Source organism: Nocardia flavorosea NBRC 108225 (assembly GCF_001613385.1).
Taxonomy (GTDB): Bacteria; Actinomycetota; Actinomycetes; order Mycobacteriales; family Mycobacteriaceae; genus Nocardia; species Nocardia flavorosea.
The window spans coordinates 134,730-155,047 of the sequence record NZ_BDCG01000016.1 but is presented as its reverse complement, the minus strand read 5'-3'; the positions used below and the strand labels follow the sequence as shown (position 1 = coordinate 155,047).

The following is a 20,318-nucleotide window of genomic DNA, read 5'->3' as shown; positions in this document are numbered from 1 at the left end:
CGGTGATCGATCCACGGTTCGTCTTCCTCGGGGCCGCTCTCAGCATGGTGGGAACACTCAGTTACGCCCTGCTCACCGTGCGTGGCGAGGTGAAACCGAATCGCCTCTCGTGGTTTCTGTGGGCCGCAGCGTCGCTGACCGGGTTCGGCGCCCAGCTCGACGAAGGTGTCGGCTTGCCCGCGGTGCTCACTTTTTCGATGGGCGCCGGCCCGGCAGTGGTGTTCCTCGCGTCGTTCGCGAACAGGTCCAGCTATTGGCGGTTGTCGTTCGCCGATCTGCTCTGCGGGGCCGCTTCGGTGGCAGCGCTGGCGATCTGGCTCGCGTGGGACGATCCGCAGACGGCGGTGATCTTCGCCGTGCTCGGCGATCTGGCCGCGGCGATCCCGACCTTCCGTAAGGCCTGGTCGGCGCCCGGCACCGAGAACCCGCTCGTCTTCGGTCTGGTGGCAGTGAACGGGATCATCACCTTGCTCACGATCACCGTGTGGGAGCCCGCGGTATGGGCCTTCCCGGTTTACGCGACCACGTTGGGCGCCGGGCTCTGCCTGATCATCGCGGTCCGCCAGCGCCTGGTCCGGAGCCCGGGCAAAGCCACCTAAATGAAAATGGTTATCATTTGCTGGTGATCAGTTCTGTGCTTCCCCACCCGCTGCCGGTGACCGTGCTGTCCGGCTTCCTCGGCGCCGGAAAGACCACCCTGCTCAACCACATACTCGCCAACCGCGAAGGACGCCGGGTGGCGGTCATCGTGAACGATATGAGCGAGGTCAACATCGACGCCGCCCTCGTCGCGGGCCAAGGACATCTGGACCGGACGCGGGAAAAGCTGGTCGAACTCACCAACGGTTGTATCTGCTGCACCCTGCGTGAGGATCTGATCGAGGCGGTGGGAAAGCTCGCCCGCGAGGGGCGATTCGATCAGCTGGTGATCGAATCCACCGGTATCTCCGAACCGATGCCGGTGGCGGCGACCTTCGAATGGGAATTCGAGGACGGTTTCTCCCTCGGCGAACTCGCCCGCCTCGACACCATGGTGACCGTGGTGGACGCCTCCACATTCCTCACCGAGATCACCCGCGGCGAAACCCTGGCCGCCCGCAATCTCGAAGCCGGCGAAGGCGACGAGCGCGGTATCGCCGATCTACTCGCCGACCAGGTGGAATTCGCCGATGTCCTGCTGATCAACAAAACCGACCTGGTAAGCCCGCAGATCGTGGGTGCCGTGGAAGCGGCCGTTCGGCGGATGAACCCACAGGCCGAACTGATTCGCACCAGCAACGGCATCGTGGACCTGGGCAAGGTACTCGGCACCGGCCGCTACGATCCGGTGGCCGCGGCGAGCACCGAGGGCTGGGCGGAAGAGTTGGCAAGTGGGCATATACCGGAAACCGAGGAATACGGAATCAGCAGTATGACCTACCGCGCCGACCGGCCGTTCCACCCGCAGCGCCTGGCCGACGCACTGGCTCAGGTGCGCCGGATGTTGCGCAGCAAAGGCTTCTGCTGGATTGCGAGCCGGCCCGGACTCGCCGCCGTCTGGTCGCAGGCGGGCCCGAACCTCACCTTCGAACCCGCCGCCTGGTGGTCGTCGCTGGAAATCCCGGCAGGACAGGAAATCGTCTTCATCGGAGTCGGCCTCGATCGCACCGCCCTGCGGGAAATGCTGGACGGTGCGCTCCTCACCGATACCGAATACGCGGCGGGACCGGCAGTTTGGGCCGCCTACCCGGACCCGTTCCCCGCATGGGACGCCGTCCACGAACACTCCTGACCCTCGTTCACGAACCGGACAGCCGGCGGCACCGGGCAACCGCCGGACGCGACAGTGGTTGTGGTGCGCTACCGCCGAGTTCAATGGGACAGGCCCGGAGCCCGGTGCACATAGGTGCGGTCGGTGACCTGATCCAGCAAGAAGCCCGCGATATCGGCCCGCGCGATCTTCAGCTCGAGACCGGTTTCGTCCGGGCCGAATCCGTGCCGGTAGGTACCGGTACGGGGACCGTCGGTGAAAGCGCTGGGGCGCACGATCGTCCAATCCAGGTCACTGGCCCGGACATAGGCCTCTTGTTGCTGATGGTCGGCGTAGGCGGGGCGCAGCAGCAGGCCGAACATGATGTATTTCCACAGGAAATTCAGGTTTGCGCGACTGTCGCCGGCGCCGAGGGTGGACTGGCAGACGAGCCGTTTCACTCCGGTCCGGTTCATCGCCTCGATCACCGTCCGAGTGCCCTCGGCCCGCACCACTCCCTTGCGACCGTTACCGAGCGCCACCAGGACCGCGTCCTGGCCGGTAACGGCGCGTTCGACGGCGCCGGGGTCGAGCACATCGCCTTCCACGATGTGCAGTCGTTCGTGGATCCGGCTGATCCGGGCGGCGTCCCGCGTGAGCGCGGTGACCTCGTACCCCCGTTCGAGCGCCTGGTCGACAATGTGGCGGCCGACCGTGCCGGTGGCTCCGAAAATCGCGATTCGCATATCCGCTCCTGATCGAAAATCGTTGGCTGGTTACTGAATCCAGTACACCCGCCAGAAGCGAGACGGAACATCGCTCGAACGCTCTTCTACATAAGCGAGCGTCTACAGGTGGCGCTATTGCGCGCGGAAAGCCCGCACCGTCGCCTCATCCGCCGGATAGAAGGCCTCGATATGCAACTCGTCGATCGTCACATCGGTGGCCGACATCGCCGACGTGGCGACGCTGAAGAAGGAGAACTCCGTATCGCCGATGCTCAACCGCAGCGGCACCACCACGTCCGCCCGCGCCGCTGTCCCCGTATCCCGGCACGGATAGGCCGATACCTCCTCCAGCAATGACCGCAAGCGGTGATCCCCGGTGACTGCCAGCCGGGACCGAACCTGGCTCAGCAGATGCCCCCGCCACTGGCCCAGGTTGCGGATCCGTGGCGCCAGGCCGTCCGGGTGCAAGGAGATCCGGATCGCATTGACCGGCGGTTCCAGCAGTTCCGGGGCGCAGCCCTCCAGCAGCACATCGGTGGCGGGGTTGCGGTCGACCACGTCCCAGCAGCGGTCCAGTACCAGCGCCGGATGCGGAAGGTGTGCGTCGAGCAGGGTGCGGAAGGCGTCCATCACCGCGCGCAATTCCGGCGCGTCCGGGTCACGCTGACCGTAGCGCGGTGCATAACCGGCCGAGAGCAGCAGTTCGTTGCGTTCGCGCAGCGGTACGTCCAGCTGCGCCGCGAGCCGCTCGATCATCTCGCGGGTGGGTCGTGACCGGCCGGTCTCCACGAAACTCAGATGCCGCGTGGATACCTCCGCCTGCGCGGCCAGTTGCAACTGGCTCAGCCGCCGCCGCTCCCGCCAGGCCCGGATCAGGCCGCCTACCTGGGATTCGGTGTCCAATGTCGCCACATTTCACAGGCTAGCCGTTCCGGTAGCCGATCCCATTACCTCCGAGGTAATCGTCAGCACGCCGGTTCGTGGCGATGCTGTGAACACACAGTCACCCCGACCCGGAAGGATCACCCGATGAACGACATCGTCCACATCTACCTGCAGACCTGGAACAGCACCGACCCGCGGGCCCGCACCGCCCTGCTCACCGAACACTGGGCGCCGGCGGCCACCTACACCGATCCACTCGCCGACGCGGCGGGTCGCGATGCCATCGGCACCACCATCGGCGGCGTCCACGAACAGTTCCCCGGATTCGTATTCACCCAGGTCGGCGAACCGGACAACCACCACCGCCAGGTCCGTTTCCAGTGGGGTCTGGGACCGGCCGGCGCGGAACCGGTGATCATCGGATTCGACGTCCTGGTCACCGATGAGCAGGGTCGTATCGAGACCGTGCTCGGATTCTTGGACAAGGTGCCCGGCTGAGACACCAGCGCCTCCGGCCACACCGCTGCGGTGTGGGGTCGCGGAACGCGGGTCCACCGGTTCACGCGGCCGCGCCGGAGCCGGGTGCCCGGCCGCGTCGAGTACGCGATCCGACCGGATGCGGGCCGGCCGCACTCGCCCGGGCGGCCGCCCGCGCCTCGGCCGCACAGCGCGCCCGACTCCGGCTCGACGATGGTTCCGGGCCACCCACGACCTGCACCGGATCCGTGTCCACCAAGACCTGCTGACCGGTGAGCTCGCACTGGCAGCCAATGCCCGCGCACTCGGACTCGGCGACCTCTACATCGCCCACGCCCATCGACCCACGAAGTGCGCGGCGGTTCAGCCATCAGGTCAGCCGGAGGTTCGCAATATCGACAGCCCGTCCTCAGGGTGGCGGCGTATCGAGGGAGCGCAGGCGGGAATTGAGATACCGCTGCTCGGGCAGACTCGCGGTGAGAGCGGCGGCGCGGCGGTAGCTTTCCCGCGCCGCGTCCCGGTCCCCGGCCATCTCGAGGAGGTGGGCGCGGACGGCGAATGTCCGGTGGTGGCGGCGCATCGACGGGTCGTCGAGTAGCGGAAGGGTCAACCGCAGCCCTTCCGCCGGCCCGGCGACCATCGCGACCGCAACGGCCCGGTTGAGGGTCACCGCGGGGCTCGGCGCCACTCGGTCGAGCATTCCGTAGAGCACCACGATCTGCCGCCAGTCGGTGCTCTCCCAGGTGGGTGCCTCCGAATGAACAGCCGCGATCGCGGCCTCGAGCTGGTAACGGCCGATATATCCCCGGGGCAGCACCTGCTCGAGAATCGCGATGCCTTCCGCGATCGCCGCACCGTCCCACCGGCCACGATCCTGCTCCGCCAGCGGCACCAGTTCACCGCGCGCATCGGCCCGGGCGGCGGACCGTGCGTGGGTGAGCAGCATGAGTGACAGGGCGCCGGCGACCTCGTCGTGGTCGGGGACGGCCCGGTGCAGGATTCGGGTCAGCCGGATCGCTTCCCCCGCCAGGCCGGGATCGTGCACGGACGCCCCGGCATTGACGGTATGCCCGGCCGTGAACATCAAATGACAGGTGTCGAGCACCGCGGCCAGCCGGTCCGGCAGATCCGTCTGCGCAGGTAGTTCGAACCGGGCGCCGGACCGGCGCAATATCGCTCGCGCGCGGGTGAGCCGCTGCGTCATGGTGCGTTCCGGAACCAGATAGGCGGCCGCGATCCGATCGGCGGATACCCCGGCGACAGCGTGCAGTGTCAGGGCCACCTGAGACGACCGGGTGAGGCTCGGGTGACAGCACAGCAGAAAAAGCCGCAGCGTATCGTCGGCGGACCCGGATTCCGGGAGGTCGGCGCCGGGCGATAAGCCGGTATCACCCGGCTGCGCCGTGGCCACTGCCACCTCGCGCCCGGCCCGTGCCCGCTCCGCCCGGACCCGGTCGATGAGCCGCCGCGAGGCCACCCGGATCAGCCAACCCCGCGGATTGTCCGGCACCCCGTCCCGAGCCCAGCGAACCGTGGCCGCCTCAGCTGCCTCCTGCGCGGCATCCTCGCATTCACCGAGGTCGCCATGGCGGCGCAGCAGAGCGGTGAGGACATGCGGCGCCTCCCGGCGCCACACCTCGGCCACCGCATCGGCGCTCACCTGTCGTCGCCGCCCGGCCACATGGTGGGCCGCAGTTCGACCGTCTCACCTGGCCCCGCGAACACCGCCGCGATCTCTTCGGCCCGCGCGTGATCCTCCACGTCGATGAGAAAGAAACCGGCCAGATGTTCCTTGGCCTCGGAGTAGGGACCATCACCGGACACCGCCCGGCCCGCGTCCCACCGGTACAACCGCGCGGCGTCGGGCGACCCCAGCGCCTCACCGCCCAGCAACTCCCCCTTCTCCTGCATCTCGGTGAGCAAACGTTCGAAATCACCGCTGATACGGTCCCGCTCGGCCTGCGGCAGTGCCTGGAAATCGGCCAGATAGTCGCCGGTCGGGTGGCCCCACGGCTGCGGGTTCGAATGAATCAGGATTACGTATTTCACGATTACTCCTCGCTCGATGGTGGATGGACCACTCCGATCCATCCTCACCGGGAACGTCGGAGCCGTGGCCGCGTAGTCGACATCGATTCAGCCCCGATTTCCCGGCCTACTCCCCGGCCCGGTACTTGTCGAAGAACTCGGTGATCTCCTCGGCCATGAGCGCGGGCGCGGCATGGTGCAGATAGTGGCTGGGCACATCGTGGGTCCGCCAGGACACCACATTGTGGTCGCGTTCGGCGAAACGCCGGATACCGTGGAAATCCCCGGTCGAGCCGGACAACGCGAGCGGGACGGTGCTCGGTTCGGTGGGCTGGGCGGCCTTGTCCTTCTCGAAGTAATGCCGGATCGCCGAGCCGGCGGTTCCGGTGAACCAGTGGATCGCGATATTGGTGACGACGAACTCGTCGTCCAGATCGGGTCCGAGCAGCTGACTGTTCCAGCCGAGCAGGCCGGCCGGAGAATCCGTCAGGGCATGGGCGAGGGTCTGCGGCTGCTGTGATTGCAGGACATTGAAGCCCATCTTGTTCTTGACGAACCAATCCAGTGTCGCCATGGCCTGCTGCTCGTCGGCGCTGAGATCGGCCAGTTCGGCGGGATCCCCGGACGGGAACGAATACACCTGCGCGACATGTATCCCCACGACCTGTTCAGGAGCGTATCGGCCCAGTTCCGCCGATATGGCCGAACCGCCGTCGTTGCCCACCGCGCCGTAGCGACGGTAGCCGAGCCGGCGCATCAGCTCCGCCCAGGCACGGGCGATCCGGGCGTCGTTCCAGCCGGTTTCCGTTGTCGGGCCGGAAAAACCGTAGCCGGGCACCGAGGGGATGACCAGGTCGAAACCCGCCGCCGTGAGGGGCTCGACGAGAGCGAGGAATTCGACGAAGGTGCCGGGCCAGCCGTGGGTGAGGATCAGGGGGAATCCCTGGATCCCCGTGGACCGGATATGCACTAAGTGGATCAGCTGGCCGTCGATTTCGGTGCGGAACTGCGGGTAGGCGTTCAGTTTGCGCTCCCGAGCGCGCCAGTCGAGCGAGCGCCAGACATCGGCCAGGTGGCGTACGCGGTCGACGCTCACGCCGTACTCGTCACCGGAGCCGGGGATCTGATCCGCCCAGCGGGTGCGCTCCAGGCGGGCGCGCAGCTCGTCGAGATCGGCGGCGGGGATCTCGATACGGAAGGGTTGGAACGGAATACTTTGTTCTGCCGGAACAGTAACAGAACGGATCATTCCGTTTCAAGTGTTAGTCTCGGGGCATGCCCGGAACAGCCGAAACCCCCGCCAGCAAACCCCTCCCCGGCCGCAAAGCACAGGCCGCCCGCAACGACGGACTCATCCTCGACGCCGCGCGAGCAGTCTTCCTCGCCGACGCCACCGCGCCGATCTCGGCCGTTGCCGAACGAGCCGGAGTCGGTATCAGCGCCCTCTACCGCCGATACCCGAGTAAAGACATACTGCTGCGCATCCTCTGCCACGACGGGCTACGCCGCTACAACTCCGAAGCCGATACCGCACTGGAGGAACCCGACGGCTGGCAGGCCCTGGTGCGGTTCCTGGAGCGCGTGGTCGACGCCGATGTGCACTCGCTGACCGTCCACCTCGCCGGCACCTTCACCCCCGACGAGTCACTGCTGCCCGATGTCCGGCATTCCGAAAAGGTGAACGACGAACTCGTCCGGCGAGCGAAAGAGTCCGGACAGCTGCGCCGTGACGTGACCCCCCAAGACCTCGGCCTCGTACTGGAGGCGTGCGCGGCGGTATCGACCCCCGACGCCGAGCGCACCGGACAGTTACGCCGCCGGATCCTCGCCCTCCTACTCGCCGGCCTGCGCGCCGACGGCGAACTGCCCGGCCCGCCACCCCGCGCCGGGGAATTCGCCTGGCGCTGGAAACGCGACCCGGGCCCCAGCGCGCCGAAGCCCGGTCCCGGCGCCGATTAGGCACAACGCCGCAACTGTGCGACCCCAGACCCACTCAGCGCACCGCAACGAACGCCCGGCTCTTCGCACCGAGCGCGACGGTGCCGCATGACATCGGTCCACTCGACCGACGAAGCCCTCGGCCGGATCAGACCCGCCCGAGGGCGAGAGTGACGTTGTGCCCACCGAAGCCGAACGAGTTCGTCAGCGCGTACTCGCACGCTTGCGGACGCGGGGAGCCGTGCACGATATCGAGGTCGGCATCGGAGTTGTCGAGGTTGAGCGTGGGCGGCACGATCTGTTCACGCAGCGTCAGCGCGGTCAGGATCGTTTCCAGCGCACCGACCGCGCCGATGGAATGCCCCAGCGCCGATTTGGGCGCATAGACCGAAGCTTCCGGTGTCACCGCGCCGATCGCGGCGGCCTCGGACGCGTCGCCGATCGAGGTCGACGTGGCGTGGGCGTTCACATGCCGGATATCGGGAGGCCGCAATCCCGCTGTCGCAATTGCTTTACGCATGGCCCGGGCCGCGCCTGTACCGGCCGGGTCGGAGGCGACGATGTGGTAGGCGTCGGAGGTGATACCCGCACCGAGAATCCGGGCGTGCACGCGGGCGCCGCGGGCGCGAGCGTGCCGCTCCGATTCGAGGACCACCAGGGCGCCGGCCTCGCCGAATACGAAACCGTCGCGGTCCCGGTCGAACGGGCGGGAGGCCCGCCCTGGTTCGTGGTTACGGGTGCTCATCGCGCGCATCATGGCGAAGCTCGCGATCGGCACGGCGTGGATATGACCTTCCACGCCGCCCGCCACCACGACATCGGCCTCCCCGGTAACGATCAGCCGCCATGCATGAGCAATCGCCTCGGTTCCCGAAGAACACGCGGAGACGGGGGCGAAAACTCCCGCTTTCGCGCCGATTTCGAGGCTCACCGTCGCCGCCGGACCGTTCGGCATGACCATCGGTACCGACATCGGTGAAACCTTGCGATACCCGCCCGCCCGCATGGCGTCGACCGCGTCGATGAGCGCGTCGCCGCCGCCGAGGCCGGTGCCGATACAGACCGCGAGCCGCTCCCCCTCCACCTCGGGGCGACCCGCCACAGCCCAGACCCGCCGGCCCAGCACCAGGGCAAGCTGCTCGACATACGAGTGCCGCCGCTGTTCGACGCGGGTCAGCTCGGCGCCGGGATGCGATATCAGCTTGCCGCCGATGCGTACCGGCAGGTCGTACTCGGTGACGAAATCGTCGTCGAGGGTGGTGATACCGGTTTCGCCGCGCAGGAGTGCGGCCCAGGTGTCGTCCATATCGTCGGCCAGCGAGGTGGCTCCCGCGTAGGCGGTGACAACCACCTGGTCGGACGCCGTCCGAGTTCCTGAAGCGATCGGTACATTCACGGGGTTCATCAATACCTGTAGCGTTCGCTACAGTCAACCCATGGCCCGCCCGCTCGACCACGCCAAACGCGCCGAACTACTCGAGGCCGTCGTCGGCTATATCGCCGAACACGGCCTTGCGGACCTCTCCCTCCGCCCCCTGGCCGCCGCACTCGGCACCAGCTCCCGCATGCTGATCTACTACTTCGGCACCAAAGAAGAACTGCTGGTCCAGGCCCTGTCCACCCACCGCCCCGACCTCGACGCCGTATTCGCCGATATCCACGACGCCACCGCGCTCCGCGAACGCCTGTGGAACTTCTATCGCGCCAACGCCGCCGGCCCCGAAGCCGTCAGCAACACCGTCATGTTGCAAGTCCTCGGCGCGGCCTGCGCCCCCGCGGCCCCGTACGCCCGCTACGCCGGCGAGGCCATCGCCACCTTCACCTCCACCCTGACCACCCGGCTACGCGAACTGGTTTCACCGGACGATCCCGAAGTCGTCGCCACCCTGCTGATCTCCGGCCTCCGCGGCATCCTCCAGGACCGCCTCATCACCGGCGATACCGAACGCACCGACCGCGCGGCCCGCCGCCTCATCGACCAGACCATCCGCTGACGATCCGGGTCGCACAGGGGTGGGACCGTCGACACCGAACCCTGCCGCGACCGGGCCCGCGTAGGGTGACTGCGTGAATTTGTTGCCGTTGACCCCACCGGGACAGACCCCGGTGCGGGTGCTCACCATCGCCGGGACCGATTCGGGTGGCGGCGCCGGAATCCAGGCCGACACCCGGACCATGGCGCTGTGCGGAGTGCATGCGCTGGTGGCGGTTGCCGCGGTGACCGTGCAGAACTCGGTGGGGGTGAGCGGGTTCCACGAGGTTCCGCCGCAGGTGGTGGCCGATCAGGTGCGGTCGGTGGCCGGCGATATCGGGATCGGTGCCGCCAAGACTGGGATGCTTGCGTCCAGCGCCATCATCGAGGCCGTCGCCGCGGTCTGCCGGGAGGTCGGGATCGGGCGCGACGGTTCGGCGCCGCTGGTGGTGGACCCCGTCGCGGCATCCATGCACGGCGACCCGCTCCTGCACGCCGAGGCCCTGGATGCGGTGCGCTACACGCTGTTCCCGCTGGCCACGATCGTCACGCCGAACCTGGACGAGATCCGGCTGCTGACCGGGGTACAGGTCACCGATTCGGCCTCGGCACGCACGGCGGCCGAGGCTTTGCACGCGCTCGGCCCGCAATGGGTGGTGGTGAAGGGCGGGCATCTGCGCACCTCCGCCGACAGTACGGACCTGCTGTTCGACGGTGAACGTTTCCTGGAATTCCGGGCGCCCCGCATCGCCACCGGTAACGACCACGGCGGCGGCGACACCCTGGCCGCCGCCCTGGCCTGCGCACTGGCCAACGGCTACTCGGTTCCCGACGCGTTCGAATTCGCGAAGGAATGGACCCGCCGCTGCCTCGACGCCGCCTACGACCTCGGCACAGGGCACGGTCCGGTATCCCCGCTGTGGCGGCTGCACTGACCGAACCTGTCGGTGCCCGCGCGCATACTGAGTGCGTTACGGAACAACACCACAACGGCGTGGCGTGAACAACGAGGTTCCGGTTGGTCCGTGGCCGAACCGCCGATGCATCGGCACCTCCGACAACTGAAGCGTCGGCCGGGACGCTCGTCCTCGGCCTTCGCCGTGGGTACCCGGGAGGAGATCGCGAACACAGCGAACCCGGGTTTGCCGGAGCCCGGCCCCGGCCCGCCGCCGAATCAGCCGGCGAAAACCTCGGTGAGGTCGCCGTAGAGGCGCTGTTCGGTGATCTTGTTGTCCGCGTTCACCGTCGCGTACACCGCTCCCGGAATATCGACCTCTTTACCGCTCTTCAGCCAGTAGTGGATCCGGATCTCGAACATCACCTCGGTAACACCGTCGGTGGCCGGATGCGGTTCGATCCAATGCACCACCTTGTGTTCGATCTTCGTGGTCTGGTCGAGTACATACTGGATGGACGCGGTTGCCGCGTCCCGGCCGGTTACCGGTTCGGCGTTCGCGAAGGTCAGCTTCACGTCATCGGTCATCAACGCGGCGGCCTCGTCCAGCCGTCCGGAGTCGATGAGCCCGTAGTATTCCTCCGCCAGTTTCCGTACCGACATCAACCGCTCCTTGCCGAGTTACCCACATGGGTAACGCTTTTCCGTAACGGGTGCCCAGGGTAGTCCAATATCGCAGCCCGCGCGCCCGATGAGCGCAACTCGGAAATCACGATTCAGCGCACGGCGTAGCAGGTGATCGGATACCAGGGCAACCCGGCGCGGCGATTGCCCTCATCGAATGCCGACGCAGCCGCGAACCGGAAATAATCGCCAACCCGGCTATAACCATCGATGCGGCGACAGTAGTTCGGCGGCAGGAGTTCACTGTGTCGTTGCCCGACGGCCGAACTGCACTGTCAGAGTGGGGCGGTCCGGAACCACGAGTGCAGCGCCGCTGATCGCGGATACGCTCGATCGGATAGTCCCGCTGCCGGCCCGAGGCGATGTGGAGCTTGTTACCAGGTCAGCCGAACATCCTTCCCAGGAGTGACTCCGGGGCGAAAGACAGGCGTTCGTCGCGGCGGGTGACTTCGGGGGTGCCGGCGCCCAGGGCGATCGAGCAGTGCTCGGGCAGTGCGAGGTAACCGATGATCACCGGTCTGGTCACGGCGAGTTCGTAGAGGGTCGTGCTGCGAAGCGTCGCGTCCGTGTGCTGGCGTGCTTCGCCGCGGCAACCGACAAACCAGCCGGATCCGTGCTCGTCGTGCGGATAACGGTGCATCAGTGCGGTTTCGGTGTCGGTCGGCGCGTCGCAGGTCCAGGCCGGTTGGAGATAGTTGGGGAAGTCCAGCTCGGGGTTTCCAGGCGCAGGCTTTTGGCGACCTCGATCTGAAACCACACTTGTTCCAGCGCATTCGCCGCCCCGGGAACCACTGTCACGGGGTATTGCGCGAAGTCCGGCTCACACAGCCCCAGGGTGCCGTCTTCGCGGTCTGTCACATAGCAATCCATCCAGCCGATACCGACGGTTTCACCGACCGGATGGACTCCTCCGATCCGGTGATGAGCCAATCGATACCCCGTTCGGTGAGGGGATCGGCAACGTATTCGAGGGTGAATTCGGCGTGCCGGCGACCCCGGCCGCCGTCCGGCGTTGCTCCACAGTTCTTTCGACTCTCGCAGGATTCGGGTCCGGCCGGTTCCCGGCGCAGCTGACGCCCAGCCGGAGTGTCGATAACCATCATGCCGCACAATCGCGCGGACCGCGCCGCGGAGAACCGGCGCCGGGCAGCCGGAGCGGGTTCGGCGATTCACGGGTTGATCGAAGCGCGTAACACCCCCCGCGGCGGGGGCGCGAGAACCGTATCGATCGCATCCAACCCGACCGGAGCCGCGACCGCGCCGTGCCACGGCAGCGTGTCATAGGTCCTGCTCAGGAACTCGACTGCGTGCACGAGGTGGCGGGGTTCGTAATTGTGTACGCCGGTGATCGTGAGCCAGCCGCGGACCACCGCTTCGGGATCGAATGCAACGGTGGATCCCGGCGTGACCGAACCGGCCAGTACCAGCGTCCCACCGAGATCGATACGGGACAGCGCGGCGGCCACGGCCGTGGCGGAACCGGAGAAGTCCAAGGCGATATCGACCGGTCCGCCGGTGTCCGGGCGGGCGCCGAATCCGACGGCCAGATCGCATCGCTCCGGATGGGGATCGCTGATCAACACGTGCGCACCGCGTTCGGCACAGGCGCCGACCGCGGTGACACCGAGCATCCCGGCCCCACAGATCAGCACACGGCGACCGGCCAGGTCCCCGGCCGCCTCCAGTACGGCCATGACGGTCGCGGTCGCGCAACCGGCGGGGGCCGCGACAGCGTCGGGCACCGGTTGAGGGACCGTGACGGTGGTGACTCCGGCGGGTAGCAGGATGTGTTCGGCGTATCCGCCGGACAGCGGCCAGTCCCCCGTGAATGCCTCGTGCCCGACCTTGCGCACCTGTTCGCATTTGGCGGTGAAGCCGCGCTTGCAGCGGGCGCATCGACCGCAGGCGGCGGTGACCGACCAGACGATGCGGCCGCCGACCTCCTGATCGGCGCCGGGTCCCGCGGCGACCACCCGACCGACCGCTTCGTGTCCGAGGATCGACGGCGACGGCGCCGGGCGCCGCCCCGAGACGGTGTGCAGATCGCTACCGCAGACGGTGGCCAGGTCCACCCGGACCAGCAGTTCCCCGGGCCCGGGAGTCGGCAGCTCGACGTCGCAGACCCGGACCCCGTCGGCGGACCAGACGGCGGCGCGGGTCAGACGACGAGTGAGCGTATCCATCCGGACAGCCTTTCGATGGTGTAGACGATGACGAAGACGACCAGGACGATCGCGCCCGCGATATCGAAGTTCAGTGTCCGGATGGCTTCGAACAGCAGATACCCGATACCGCCCGCCCCGACGATGCCCAGCACTGTCGAGGTGCGGATATTGACGTCGAGCAGATAGAGGCTGGAACCGATCAGTGCCGGGGCAGCCTGCGGGATGACGGCGGCGAACAGGGTTTTCCACCAGCCGCCGCCGACCGCGCGTACCGCTTCGAGCGGCCCGGGATCGATCTCTTCGACCGCGTCGGCGACGAGTTTGCCGAGGAAACCGATGGAACCGATGGCCAGCGCGCAGGTTCCGGCGATCGGGCCGAGGCCGAGCGCCGCGACGAACACCACCGCGATGATCAGTTCCGGTACCGCCCGCACCACCAGGATCCAGGTTCGGGCCGGCCAGTACAGCGTCGGATGTGGTGCGACATCGGCAGCACCGAGAATTCCGAGCGGAATGGAGAGCACTACCCCGATCGCGGTCGCTACCAGGCCGATGGCGATGGTCTGGAGGGCGGCGTCGAACAGGTCGGCGCCGAGTGCGCCGAAGTCCGGCGGGATCATCCGGCCGAATACCTCGAACGACGGCCACGGCCAGGTGAACAGCGCGAACGGGTCGATATCGAGGACGACCAGCGAGGCCAGGCAGGTGAATGCGAGGAGCGCACCGAAGGCGAAGCGTGTCTGCCGGTCTCGGCGCGGACCCGCTTTCGACGGTGTCAGCAGGGTGCGGCGGATGACGATGGTGAGGACTTCCATGGCCGCGATGATCACCAGGATCACGGCGACGATGCCGAGGGCACGCGGATAGATCAGACCGCGCAGCGCGTCCTGGAGGGCGAAGCCGATACCTCCGGCGCCGACGAAACCGAGTACCACCGACATCCGCAGGTTGATATCGATGCGGTAGACGAAAGTACTGATCCAGGACGGTATGGCCTGCGGGACGACGGCGTTCAGCATCTCGCGGAAGTATCCGGCCCCGGTCGCGCGCACCGCTTCGCGCGGGCCCGGGTCGGTCTGCTCGATGGCATCGGCGAACAGTTTGCCGAGCATCCCGATCGAATGCAGCGCCAGCGCCAGAATGCCGGGCAGCACACCGATTCCGAGCGCGCGGACGAACAGTGCCGCGAACAGCAGGTCCGGCATGGCCCGGCAGAACGTGATGACGGCCCTCGCCGCACCGTAGACCACGGGATGAGGGGTGGTGTTACGGGCGGCGAGGAACGCCAGCGGCACCGAGACCAGCGCGGCCAGCACGGTGCCGAGTATCGCCATCAGCAGGGTTTCGACGGCGAGGGAGGAGATGCGGACGGGGTCGTCGAGCCGCGGCGGCAGCATCCGCTCGAGTAGCGCGGCGATATCGTCGAGACCGTCGATCAGGGCGGCCGGCGCGAACTCGATATACCAGGCGCCGGCCAGGGTGGCCAGTACCGCCGTCGCGGCGCAGGTCCGCAGCAGCACGGTGCGAATCGAGTTCGGTACCGGTGGTTTCGCGGCGGGCCGGGACGGGGCGAGCAGCGCACTCATCGTGGTTCGACCGCATTCGCCCCGGCCACCGCCGGTTCGACGCGCTGATAGATCTCCATGACTTCGTCCCGGGACAGACCCACCGCGGGGCGGTCCAGCACCTTCGCCCCGCCGCGCAACCCGATCAGCCGGTGCGCCCACCCCATCGCCAGATCCACCTGGTGCAGTGTGCACAGCACCGTCAGTTTCTCCTCGATGCACACCCGGAACAGCAGGTCCATCACCACACCCGCGTTCTCGGGGTCGAGGGAGGCGACGGGTTCGTCGGCGAGCAGCACCTTGGGTTGCTGCATGAGGGTACGCGCGATCGCGACCCGCTGCTGCTGGCCGCCGGAGAGCGTATCGGCGCGGCGTTCGGCGAGATCTGCGAGCCCGACCCGGTCGAGATGCTGGAGCGCCTCGGCCCGCATCCGTTTCGGGTAGGTGAGTGCCCCGTAGCGGGGCAGCGCGATCCGGCCGAGCCCGCCGATCAGCACGTTCTCCAGGCAGCTGAGCCGCCCGACCAGGTTGAACTGCTGGAAGACGAATCCCACCTCACGCCGTAGAGCGCGCAGGCCGGCTCCGGATGCGAGGTCGACGCGGGTTCCGTCGACCTCCACCCGGCCCGAGCTCACCGGGTGCAGGCCGTTCAAGCAACGCAGCAGGGTCGATTTTCCGGAGCCGGAAAGCCCCAGCAGAACGACCATTTCGCTGCGATGTACCTCGAACGACACATCGTCGAGCGCGGTGGTTTCGCCGAATTTCTTGGTGACCGACTGCGCGGAGATGACGGTGTCGTCGCCGGCGACGGTCGGACGGTGCGGCGCGGGAGGCATCGGATCAGCCCTTGCACTTCTCGGAGCCGGTGACTTCACACACGTGGCGCACGCCGTTGTAGTCGGCGTCGGTGGCGGGGACGACGCCCCACACCCGTTCGTCGGTGATCCGGCAATCGCCGGTGCACAGCCCTTCGCCGAGCATGTAGTCGGCGTTGACCTTCTCGGTGAAGAGGGTGCGCAGTTCATCGATGGTTTCGGTGCCGAGAGCGTTGTTCGCGGCGAACAGGGAGCCGGCGATGGTCTCCGATTTCCAGACCGTCTTCAGCTGATCCGGTTTCAGGTCACCCTTTTCGATCAGGGTTTTGTCGACCATGGTGTCGAAGGCGAACCCGGCATCGCAGTCACCGGCCGCGATGGCCAGCGCGGACGCGTCGTGGCCGCCCGCATAGATCGGCTGCACACCCGCGGAAAGGTCCGCCTCCGACCCGGACTCGATCACCTTGTTCTCGATCAGACCGGCTGTGGGATAGAGGAATCCGGAGGTCGACCCCGGGTCGACGAAGCAGACCTTCTTGCCTTTGAAGTCGCCGAGCTCGCTGACCTGGTCGTTGTCCGCGCGGGTGAGGCCGTAGGACTGGTAGCCGGGCGGTGTGCCTTTGTCCTGCACGACTGCACCCAGTGGGGTCATCTCCGCACCGTTCACCCCGGCCACGACGTAGGCGAACGGGCCGAAGAAGGCCAGGTCGACATTGCCGGCGATGAGCCCCTCGACCACCCCCGCGTAGTCGGAGGCCTGCACGAAGTCGACCTCCGAGCCGGTTTCGCGTTCCAGCAAGGCGATCACCGGTTCGTAGCTGGCTTTCAGATCGGTGGAGTTCTCGGCCGGGATGGCGGCGAGCGTCAGGGTTTCGGGATAGCCCTGTTCGTTCAGCGTCTCGGGATCGGAGCCGGAACAGGCGGATAACGTGAGTGCCAGGCCGGCGAGTACGGCGGCCGCGGTATGGCTTCGGCGGAAGAACATGCAACGTCCTCGGAGGAGTCGGGGTCGAACGGGGTCAGGCGGATAAGAGCAGGCCGGGGAGTTCGGCAACGGTGTCGAGGATGTGGGTGGCGCCGGCCTCGCGCAGCGTCTGCGCGGTGTGCGCGCCGGTGAGGGTGCCCGCCACGATGGCGGCGCCGGCGCGGCGGCCGGAGGTGATATCGCTGGCGGTGTCACCGACTACCGCCACCCGGCGGACATCGTCGACCTCGGCCCGTAGCAGTGCGGTGAGCACCAGGTCGGGGTAGGGGCGGCCACGACCGGCGTCGGCGGGGGCCAGCACCAGGTCGGCTACTTCGGTCCAGTCGAGGGCGGTGAGGATGCGGCGCTGGGTGGACCGGCTGAATCCGGTGGTCAGTGCGACCTGGATACCGCCCGCACGCAGTTTCGCGATGGCTTCCGCGGCACCCGGAATCGGCTCGATCGCGCCCTCGTCGACATACCGTTCGTAGGCGGATTCGAAGGCCGCGTTGGCTTCGGCCGCTTTGTGCTCGGAGCCGAAAAGTGCACGGAAGACCACGATTTTCGACTGGCCCATGGTGTCGAGCACGTAGCGGCGCGCATTGTCGCGCTCGGGGCCGGTCGCCGGCAGACCCACCGTGGTGGCGGCGTCGTCGAAGGCCGCGATCACGGCGCCGTCGTCGGCGACCGTGGTTCCGGCCATATCCAGTACTGCCAGGGCGATATCGCTGTTGTCTTGCACAGGACCGAGAATGCCATGCTGGTATAGACCAGGGGACTGCCGTTGAGCGAACCTTGGGTTAACAGCTGGTATAGACCACCTACGCGGTAGGGTTGGACCGTGACGTCGACCGTCGAACCCCGGGTTCTCAAACACCAGATCGTGCGCGCGAGCATCGAAGAACTGCTCGACGGGCTCCGAGTCGGCGACACCGTCCCCTCCGAACGCGATCTCGCGGTGCGCTTCGACGTGGCCCGGGAAACCGTGCGCCAAGCACTGCGCGAACTACTCGTCGCCGGCCGGATCGAGCGTCAGGGCAGGACCACCCTGGTCGCCGGCCCGAAACTCGTTCTCCCCTTGGCGCTCGGCTCCTACACCGAAGCCGCCCGTACCGAAGGCCACACCGCCACCCGCATTCTCGTCGGCTGGACCCGGCTCACCGCCGACGCGGACCTCGCCGGCCAACTCGCCATCAAGGAGGGCGATCCGGTGATCCAGCTGGAGCGCGTCCTCACCACGGACGGCGTACACCTCGGCCTCGAAACCACCCGGCTCCCAGCCCACCGCTACCCCGGACTGATCGACACCTTCGACTACACCCAATCGCTGTACGCCGAAATCGCCGGTCGCGGCATAACTTTCGCCAAGGCAGTGGACAGTATCGAAACAACTCTGCCCGACGCCCGCGAAGCCGCCCTGCTCACCGTCGACACCCGCACCCCGATGTTCCTGCTCAAACGTGTCTCCTACGACCCCGCCGGAATCCCCATCGAACACCGGCGCTCCCTCTACCGCGGCGACCGCATGACTTTCACCGCCATCCAAACGCCCTGACCACCCGAGGGAGACTTCCGGCCTACGGTTTCCGCGAAGCGAACGCCGAGGAGTTGATCGCCACCCGCGATTGGCGAATACCCGCACTTCGGCCGGGTACCGATCTGGCACCGCCCGCTCCCTGCCACCGAGCGGGCCGGACAACTGTCGCCGCCGTCCGACCCTCGTAACCCAGCGCCGATCGAACCTCCTCCCGCACCGCGTGCGCGGTGCAGGACGCCATACGCAGGTTTCCGGCCGTGCCGATACCGCATGTCACCAGGCCCGATACCACAAGGACACAGGCCGTTGGCAACCCGGCTTATCAGCCTACTTTCGTTTTCCTGTTGAATGTACCGTTATATAGCGGTACGGTAATGAGTGTATCGATAACCGCTCCCCAAGGGCGTCGCGCCCGAGGAACACGGGCGCGACGAGTGAGGACTCCACCGATGAACCGAAACCCCGAACAGCGCACCCGCCGCATCGCCGCCCGGATCGCCGCGATCGCGGTCATCGCCCTCGCCCCCCTGGCGGTTACCGGCACCGCAATCGCGGACCCGGCAGGCGCGGCACAGATCAGCGACCGCGATTCCCACGGTTCCAGCGGCCGCGACAACGACAGCGGCCACAACTTCGGCGACAACCGGCTCGGCGACAGCACACCCGGCGACTACGGCATCGGCGATAACGACTTCGGCTGGGACGACAACGGCCACTACGGATATCGCGACCACAACCGGCAGAACTACGACGGCTGGAACGACCGGTTCAACAGCGGTCACACCGACCGCGGGAACCGCGATTCGCACGCCGGTTACGGTGGCGGACACGACCACGACGGTCCCGCCGGCCACGGGCACAGCAACGGCGGCGACACCCAGAACCAGACCTGGAACATGCCCAACCCCTACATCCCGCCGCCCCCACCGGCACTGCTGCCGGCGATCCCCGCCCTACACTTGCCGGCACTGCCGCATCTGCCCCTGCCGATGGCCGGACTGCCGGGTATGCCCGGTACCGGCAGCGCGTTCTGAACCCGCCAGCTACCGCGCCGTTAACTAACGGTTCGTTTTCCGATGACTCTCTGGTCGCGCACGGCCGGGTTCGCTGATTCGGCCCGGTTCCTCTGCCCAGGTCTCAACCGGTGTTTCAACGATACGATTCACCTGCATGACCCAAGGTGCACGGAGGACCCCGCCCATATCGACCAAGGCCCGGGCCGTGTTGTATCCGGCCGTCACCGAGGCGGCCCGCCGGATGAGCGCGGACGCTGTCGGGTTGATCGATGTGGGCTGCGGTGCCGGTTTCGATTTGACGGTCGATCGCGTCGGCATCACCTATCGCAACGGATCCCCGCTGGGTGACCCGCATTCACCGGTCCAACTGTCGTCCGCAATCGTCGGCCGGCACCCGGTCCCACCGCAGTCCATGCCGCAGGTCCGCACCCGTATAGGTATCGACCGCGAACCGATCGACGTGACCGATCCGGCTGCGGCTCAGCGGCTACGAGATTCCGCCCCGCCGGACCGGCCCGGACATTCGGCTCGACTGGACGCCGATATCGCGCTGACCACCGCGGCCACGCCACTGCTCCTCCCCGGCGACCCCATCGACCTGCTGCCCGACGCCATCGCCCGAGTCCCCGCGGACGCCCTGCCCGTCGTCACCACGACCTGGGCGCTGTCCCGCTTCCCACGCGAACGCCGCCTGCGCTTCCTGCACAGACTGGATGAATCGGCCGCCGGTCGCGCCGTGGCCTGGGTCTCGGCCGAAGGCGTCGGTGTGGCTCCGGCCATCCCGACCTTCGGCGACCGGCACGCCTCCGGCCACAGCATCATCGGCCTGGCGATCTTCGACGGTTCCACCCTGCACACCGAGGCCATCGGCCGTTGCTGGTCCCGCGGCCGCATGCTGAGCTGGCTGACGGGCGACTGAC

Annotated in this window: 22 protein-coding genes; 9 read left to right on the top strand and 13 right to left on the bottom strand. The window is 67.5% G+C overall.

Going from position 1 to position 20,318, the window contains the following annotated elements; translation table 11 throughout:
• Positions 1-2 precede the first annotated feature (2 nt).
• Positions 3-599, top strand: a complete 597-nt coding sequence (locus NFL01S_RS21005; protein WP_062977835.1) for a hypothetical protein — start codon at positions 3-5, stop codon at positions 597-599.
• Between the two features lie 23 nt (positions 600-622).
• Positions 623-1,771: a GTP-binding protein gene (locus NFL01S_RS21000; protein WP_280507572.1), complete on the top strand. Its 1,149-nt coding sequence runs from the start codon at positions 623-625 to the stop codon at positions 1,769-1,771.
• 80 nt (positions 1,772-1,851) lie between these two features.
• Here the strand turns inward: NFL01S_RS21000 and NFL01S_RS20995 are convergent, their stop codons facing one another.
• On the bottom strand, positions 1,852-2,475 hold the full coding sequence (locus NFL01S_RS20995) for an NAD(P)-dependent oxidoreductase (protein ID WP_062977833.1): 624 nt from the start codon (positions 2,473-2,475) through the stop codon (positions 1,852-1,854).
• A 114-nt stretch (positions 2,476-2,589) separates the two neighbouring features.
• Positions 2,590-3,369 (bottom strand): helix-turn-helix domain-containing protein, encoded by a 780-nt coding sequence (locus tag NFL01S_RS20990; RefSeq protein ID WP_062977830.1) that lies wholly within the window; start codon positions 3,367-3,369, stop codon positions 2,590-2,592.
• Positions 3,370-3,486: 117 nt separating this feature from the next.
• Here NFL01S_RS20990 and NFL01S_RS20985 point away from each other — a divergent pair, with 117 nt between their 5' ends.
• Positions 3,487-3,840, top strand: a complete 354-nt coding sequence (locus tag NFL01S_RS20985) for a nuclear transport factor 2 family protein (protein ID WP_062977829.1) — start codon at positions 3,487-3,489, stop codon at positions 3,838-3,840.
• A 388-nt stretch (positions 3,841-4,228) separates the two neighbouring features.
• On the opposite strand, the gene NFL01S_RS20975 is transcribed toward NFL01S_RS20985, so the two are convergent.
• The 3 genes from NFL01S_RS20975 to NFL01S_RS20965 all read right to left on the bottom strand — a co-directional run bounded on the left by NFL01S_RS20975 (position 4,229) and on the right by NFL01S_RS20965 (position 7,096).
• The gene (locus NFL01S_RS20975; protein WP_062978186.1) at positions 4,229-5,479 is read right to left on the bottom strand and encodes an RNA polymerase sigma factor; all 1,251 of its coding nucleotides are present in this window, start codon (positions 5,477-5,479) and stop codon (positions 4,229-4,231) included.
• Entirely contained in the window at positions 5,476-5,868 is a 393-nt protein-coding gene (locus NFL01S_RS20970) for a YciI family protein (protein WP_062977825.1), read from the bottom strand. Before NFL01S_RS20970 ends, NFL01S_RS20975 begins: the two co-directional genes overlap by 4 nt.
• Positions 5,869-5,974: 106 nt before the next feature.
• Positions 5,975-7,096, bottom strand: coding sequence for an epoxide hydrolase family protein (locus NFL01S_RS20965; protein WP_062977823.1), 1,122 nt, complete (start codon positions 7,094-7,096; stop codon positions 5,975-5,977).
• Between the two features lie 26 nt (positions 7,097-7,122).
• Here NFL01S_RS20965 and NFL01S_RS20960 point away from each other — a divergent pair, with 26 nt between their 5' ends.
• Positions 7,123-7,806 carry a TetR/AcrR family transcriptional regulator gene (locus NFL01S_RS20960; RefSeq protein WP_062977821.1) on the top strand — a complete coding sequence of 228 codons (684 nt, stop codon included), beginning with the start codon at positions 7,123-7,125 and terminating at the stop codon, positions 7,804-7,806.
• Positions 7,807-7,933: 127 nt separating this feature from the next.
• Here the strand turns inward: NFL01S_RS20960 and NFL01S_RS20955 are convergent, their stop codons facing one another.
• The gene (locus NFL01S_RS20955; RefSeq protein ID WP_062977819.1) at positions 7,934-9,190 is read right to left on the bottom strand and encodes a KasA/KasB family beta-ketoacyl-ACP synthase; all 1,257 of its coding nucleotides are present in this window, start codon (positions 9,188-9,190) and stop codon (positions 7,934-7,936) included.
• A 31-nt stretch (positions 9,191-9,221) separates the two neighbouring features.
• Here NFL01S_RS20955 and NFL01S_RS20950 point away from each other — a divergent pair, with 31 nt between their 5' ends.
• Together NFL01S_RS20950 and thiD are read left to right on the top strand one after the other, a co-directional pair.
• Positions 9,222-9,779 (top strand): TetR/AcrR family transcriptional regulator, encoded by a 558-nt coding sequence (locus NFL01S_RS20950; RefSeq protein WP_062977817.1) that lies wholly within the window; start codon positions 9,222-9,224, stop codon positions 9,777-9,779.
• Between the two features lie 73 nt (positions 9,780-9,852).
• Positions 9,853-10,692 (top strand): bifunctional hydroxymethylpyrimidine kinase/phosphomethylpyrimidine kinase, encoded by an 840-nt coding sequence (thiD, locus tag NFL01S_RS20945; RefSeq protein WP_062977815.1) that lies wholly within the window; start codon positions 9,853-9,855, stop codon positions 10,690-10,692.
• A 239-nt stretch (positions 10,693-10,931) separates the two neighbouring features.
• Here thiD and NFL01S_RS20940 read toward each other — a convergent pair whose 3' ends face one another.
• From NFL01S_RS20940 to NFL01S_RS20905, 7 genes are all read right to left on the bottom strand, one after another.
• On the bottom strand, positions 10,932-11,315 hold the full coding sequence (locus NFL01S_RS20940; protein ID WP_062977813.1) for a nuclear transport factor 2 family protein: 384 nt from the start codon (positions 11,313-11,315) through the stop codon (positions 10,932-10,934).
• A 403-nt stretch (positions 11,316-11,718) separates the two neighbouring features.
• Positions 11,719-12,093, bottom strand: a complete 375-nt coding sequence (locus tag NFL01S_RS20935) for an immunity protein Imm33 domain-containing protein (RefSeq protein WP_157116767.1) — start codon at positions 12,091-12,093, stop codon at positions 11,719-11,721.
• Positions 12,094-12,505: 412 nt separating this feature from the next.
• Entirely contained in the window at positions 12,506-13,519 is a 1,014-nt protein-coding gene (locus NFL01S_RS20925; RefSeq protein ID WP_062977807.1) for a zinc-binding dehydrogenase, read from the bottom strand.
• Complete coding sequence (gene phnE, locus NFL01S_RS20920) at positions 13,495-15,087, bottom strand: phosphonate ABC transporter, permease protein PhnE (RefSeq protein ID WP_062977804.1); 1,593 nt, start codon at positions 15,085-15,087, stop codon at positions 13,495-13,497. The genes NFL01S_RS20925 and phnE overlap by 25 nt, the downstream gene beginning before the upstream one ends.
• Positions 15,084-15,902 (bottom strand): phosphonate ABC transporter ATP-binding protein, encoded by an 819-nt coding sequence (phnC, locus tag NFL01S_RS20915; protein WP_062977802.1) that lies wholly within the window; start codon positions 15,900-15,902, stop codon positions 15,084-15,086. Before phnC ends, phnE begins: the two co-directional genes overlap by 4 nt.
• Before the next feature lie 4 nt (positions 15,903-15,906).
• Positions 15,907-16,866: a phosphate/phosphite/phosphonate ABC transporter substrate-binding protein gene (locus tag NFL01S_RS20910; RefSeq protein WP_062977800.1), complete on the bottom strand. Its 960-nt coding sequence runs from the start codon at positions 16,864-16,866 to the stop codon at positions 15,907-15,909.
• Between the two features lie 34 nt (positions 16,867-16,900).
• Positions 16,901-17,587 (bottom strand): phosphonatase-like hydrolase, encoded by a 687-nt coding sequence (locus NFL01S_RS20905; RefSeq protein ID WP_084493033.1) that lies wholly within the window; start codon positions 17,585-17,587, stop codon positions 16,901-16,903.
• A 99-nt stretch (positions 17,588-17,686) separates the two neighbouring features.
• On the opposite strand from NFL01S_RS20905, the gene NFL01S_RS20900 reads away from it, so the two are divergent.
• From NFL01S_RS20900 to NFL01S_RS20885, 3 genes are all read left to right on the top strand, one after another.
• A complete protein-coding gene (locus NFL01S_RS20900) occupies positions 17,687-18,400 on the top strand; it encodes a GntR family transcriptional regulator (RefSeq protein WP_062977798.1) in 714 nt (237 codons plus the stop codon).
• A gap of 431 nt (positions 18,401-18,831) precedes the next feature.
• Positions 18,832-19,416 (top strand): hypothetical protein, encoded by a 585-nt coding sequence (locus NFL01S_RS20890; protein WP_062977794.1) that lies wholly within the window; start codon positions 18,832-18,834, stop codon positions 19,414-19,416.
• 136 nt (positions 19,417-19,552) lie between these two features.
• Entirely contained in the window at positions 19,553-20,317 is a 765-nt protein-coding gene (locus NFL01S_RS20885) for a DUF2332 domain-containing protein (RefSeq protein ID WP_062977792.1), read from the top strand.
• The last annotated feature ends 1 nt before the right edge of the window (position 20,318 follow it).

Coding starts and splice junctions, on each gene's coding strand:
- NFL01S_RS20995 (WP_062977833.1), bottom strand. CDS start 2,475: ATGCGAATCGCGATTTTCGGAGCCACCGGCACGGTCGGCCGCCACATT.
- NFL01S_RS20985 (WP_062977829.1), top strand. CDS start 3,487: ATGAACGACATCGTCCACATCTACCTGCAGACCTGGAACAGCACCGAC.
- NFL01S_RS20965 (WP_062977823.1), bottom strand. CDS start 7,096: ATGATCCGTTCTGTTACTGTTCCGGCAGAACAAAGTATTCCGTTCCAA.
- NFL01S_RS20960 (WP_062977821.1), top strand. CDS start 7,123: ATGCCCGGAACAGCCGAAACCCCCGCCAGCAAACCCCTCCCCGGCCGC.
- NFL01S_RS20955 (WP_062977819.1), bottom strand. CDS start 9,190: ATGAACCCCGTGAATGTACCGATCGCTTCAGGAACTCGGACGGCGTCC.
- NFL01S_RS20950 (WP_062977817.1), top strand. CDS start 9,222: ATGGCCCGCCCGCTCGACCACGCCAAACGCGCCGAACTACTCGAGGCC.
- NFL01S_RS20940 (WP_062977813.1), bottom strand. CDS start 11,315: ATGTCGGTACGGAAACTGGCGGAGGAATACTACGGGCTCATCGACTCC.
- NFL01S_RS20925 (WP_062977807.1), bottom strand. CDS start 13,519: ATGGATACGCTCACTCGTCGTCTGACCCGCGCCGCCGTCTGGTCCGCC.
- phnE (WP_062977804.1), bottom strand. CDS start 15,087: ATGAGTGCGCTGCTCGCCCCGTCCCGGCCCGCCGCGAAACCACCGGTA.
- phnC (WP_062977802.1), bottom strand. CDS start 15,902: ATGCCTCCCGCGCCGCACCGTCCGACCGTCGCCGGCGACGACACCGTC.
- NFL01S_RS20910 (WP_062977800.1), bottom strand. CDS start 16,866: ATGTTCTTCCGCCGAAGCCATACCGCGGCCGCCGTACTCGCCGGCCTG.
- NFL01S_RS20890 (WP_062977794.1), top strand. CDS start 18,832: ATGAACCGAAACCCCGAACAGCGCACCCGCCGCATCGCCGCCCGGATC.
- NFL01S_RS20885 (WP_062977792.1), top strand. CDS start 19,553: ATGACCCAAGGTGCACGGAGGACCCCGCCCATATCGACCAAGGCCCGG.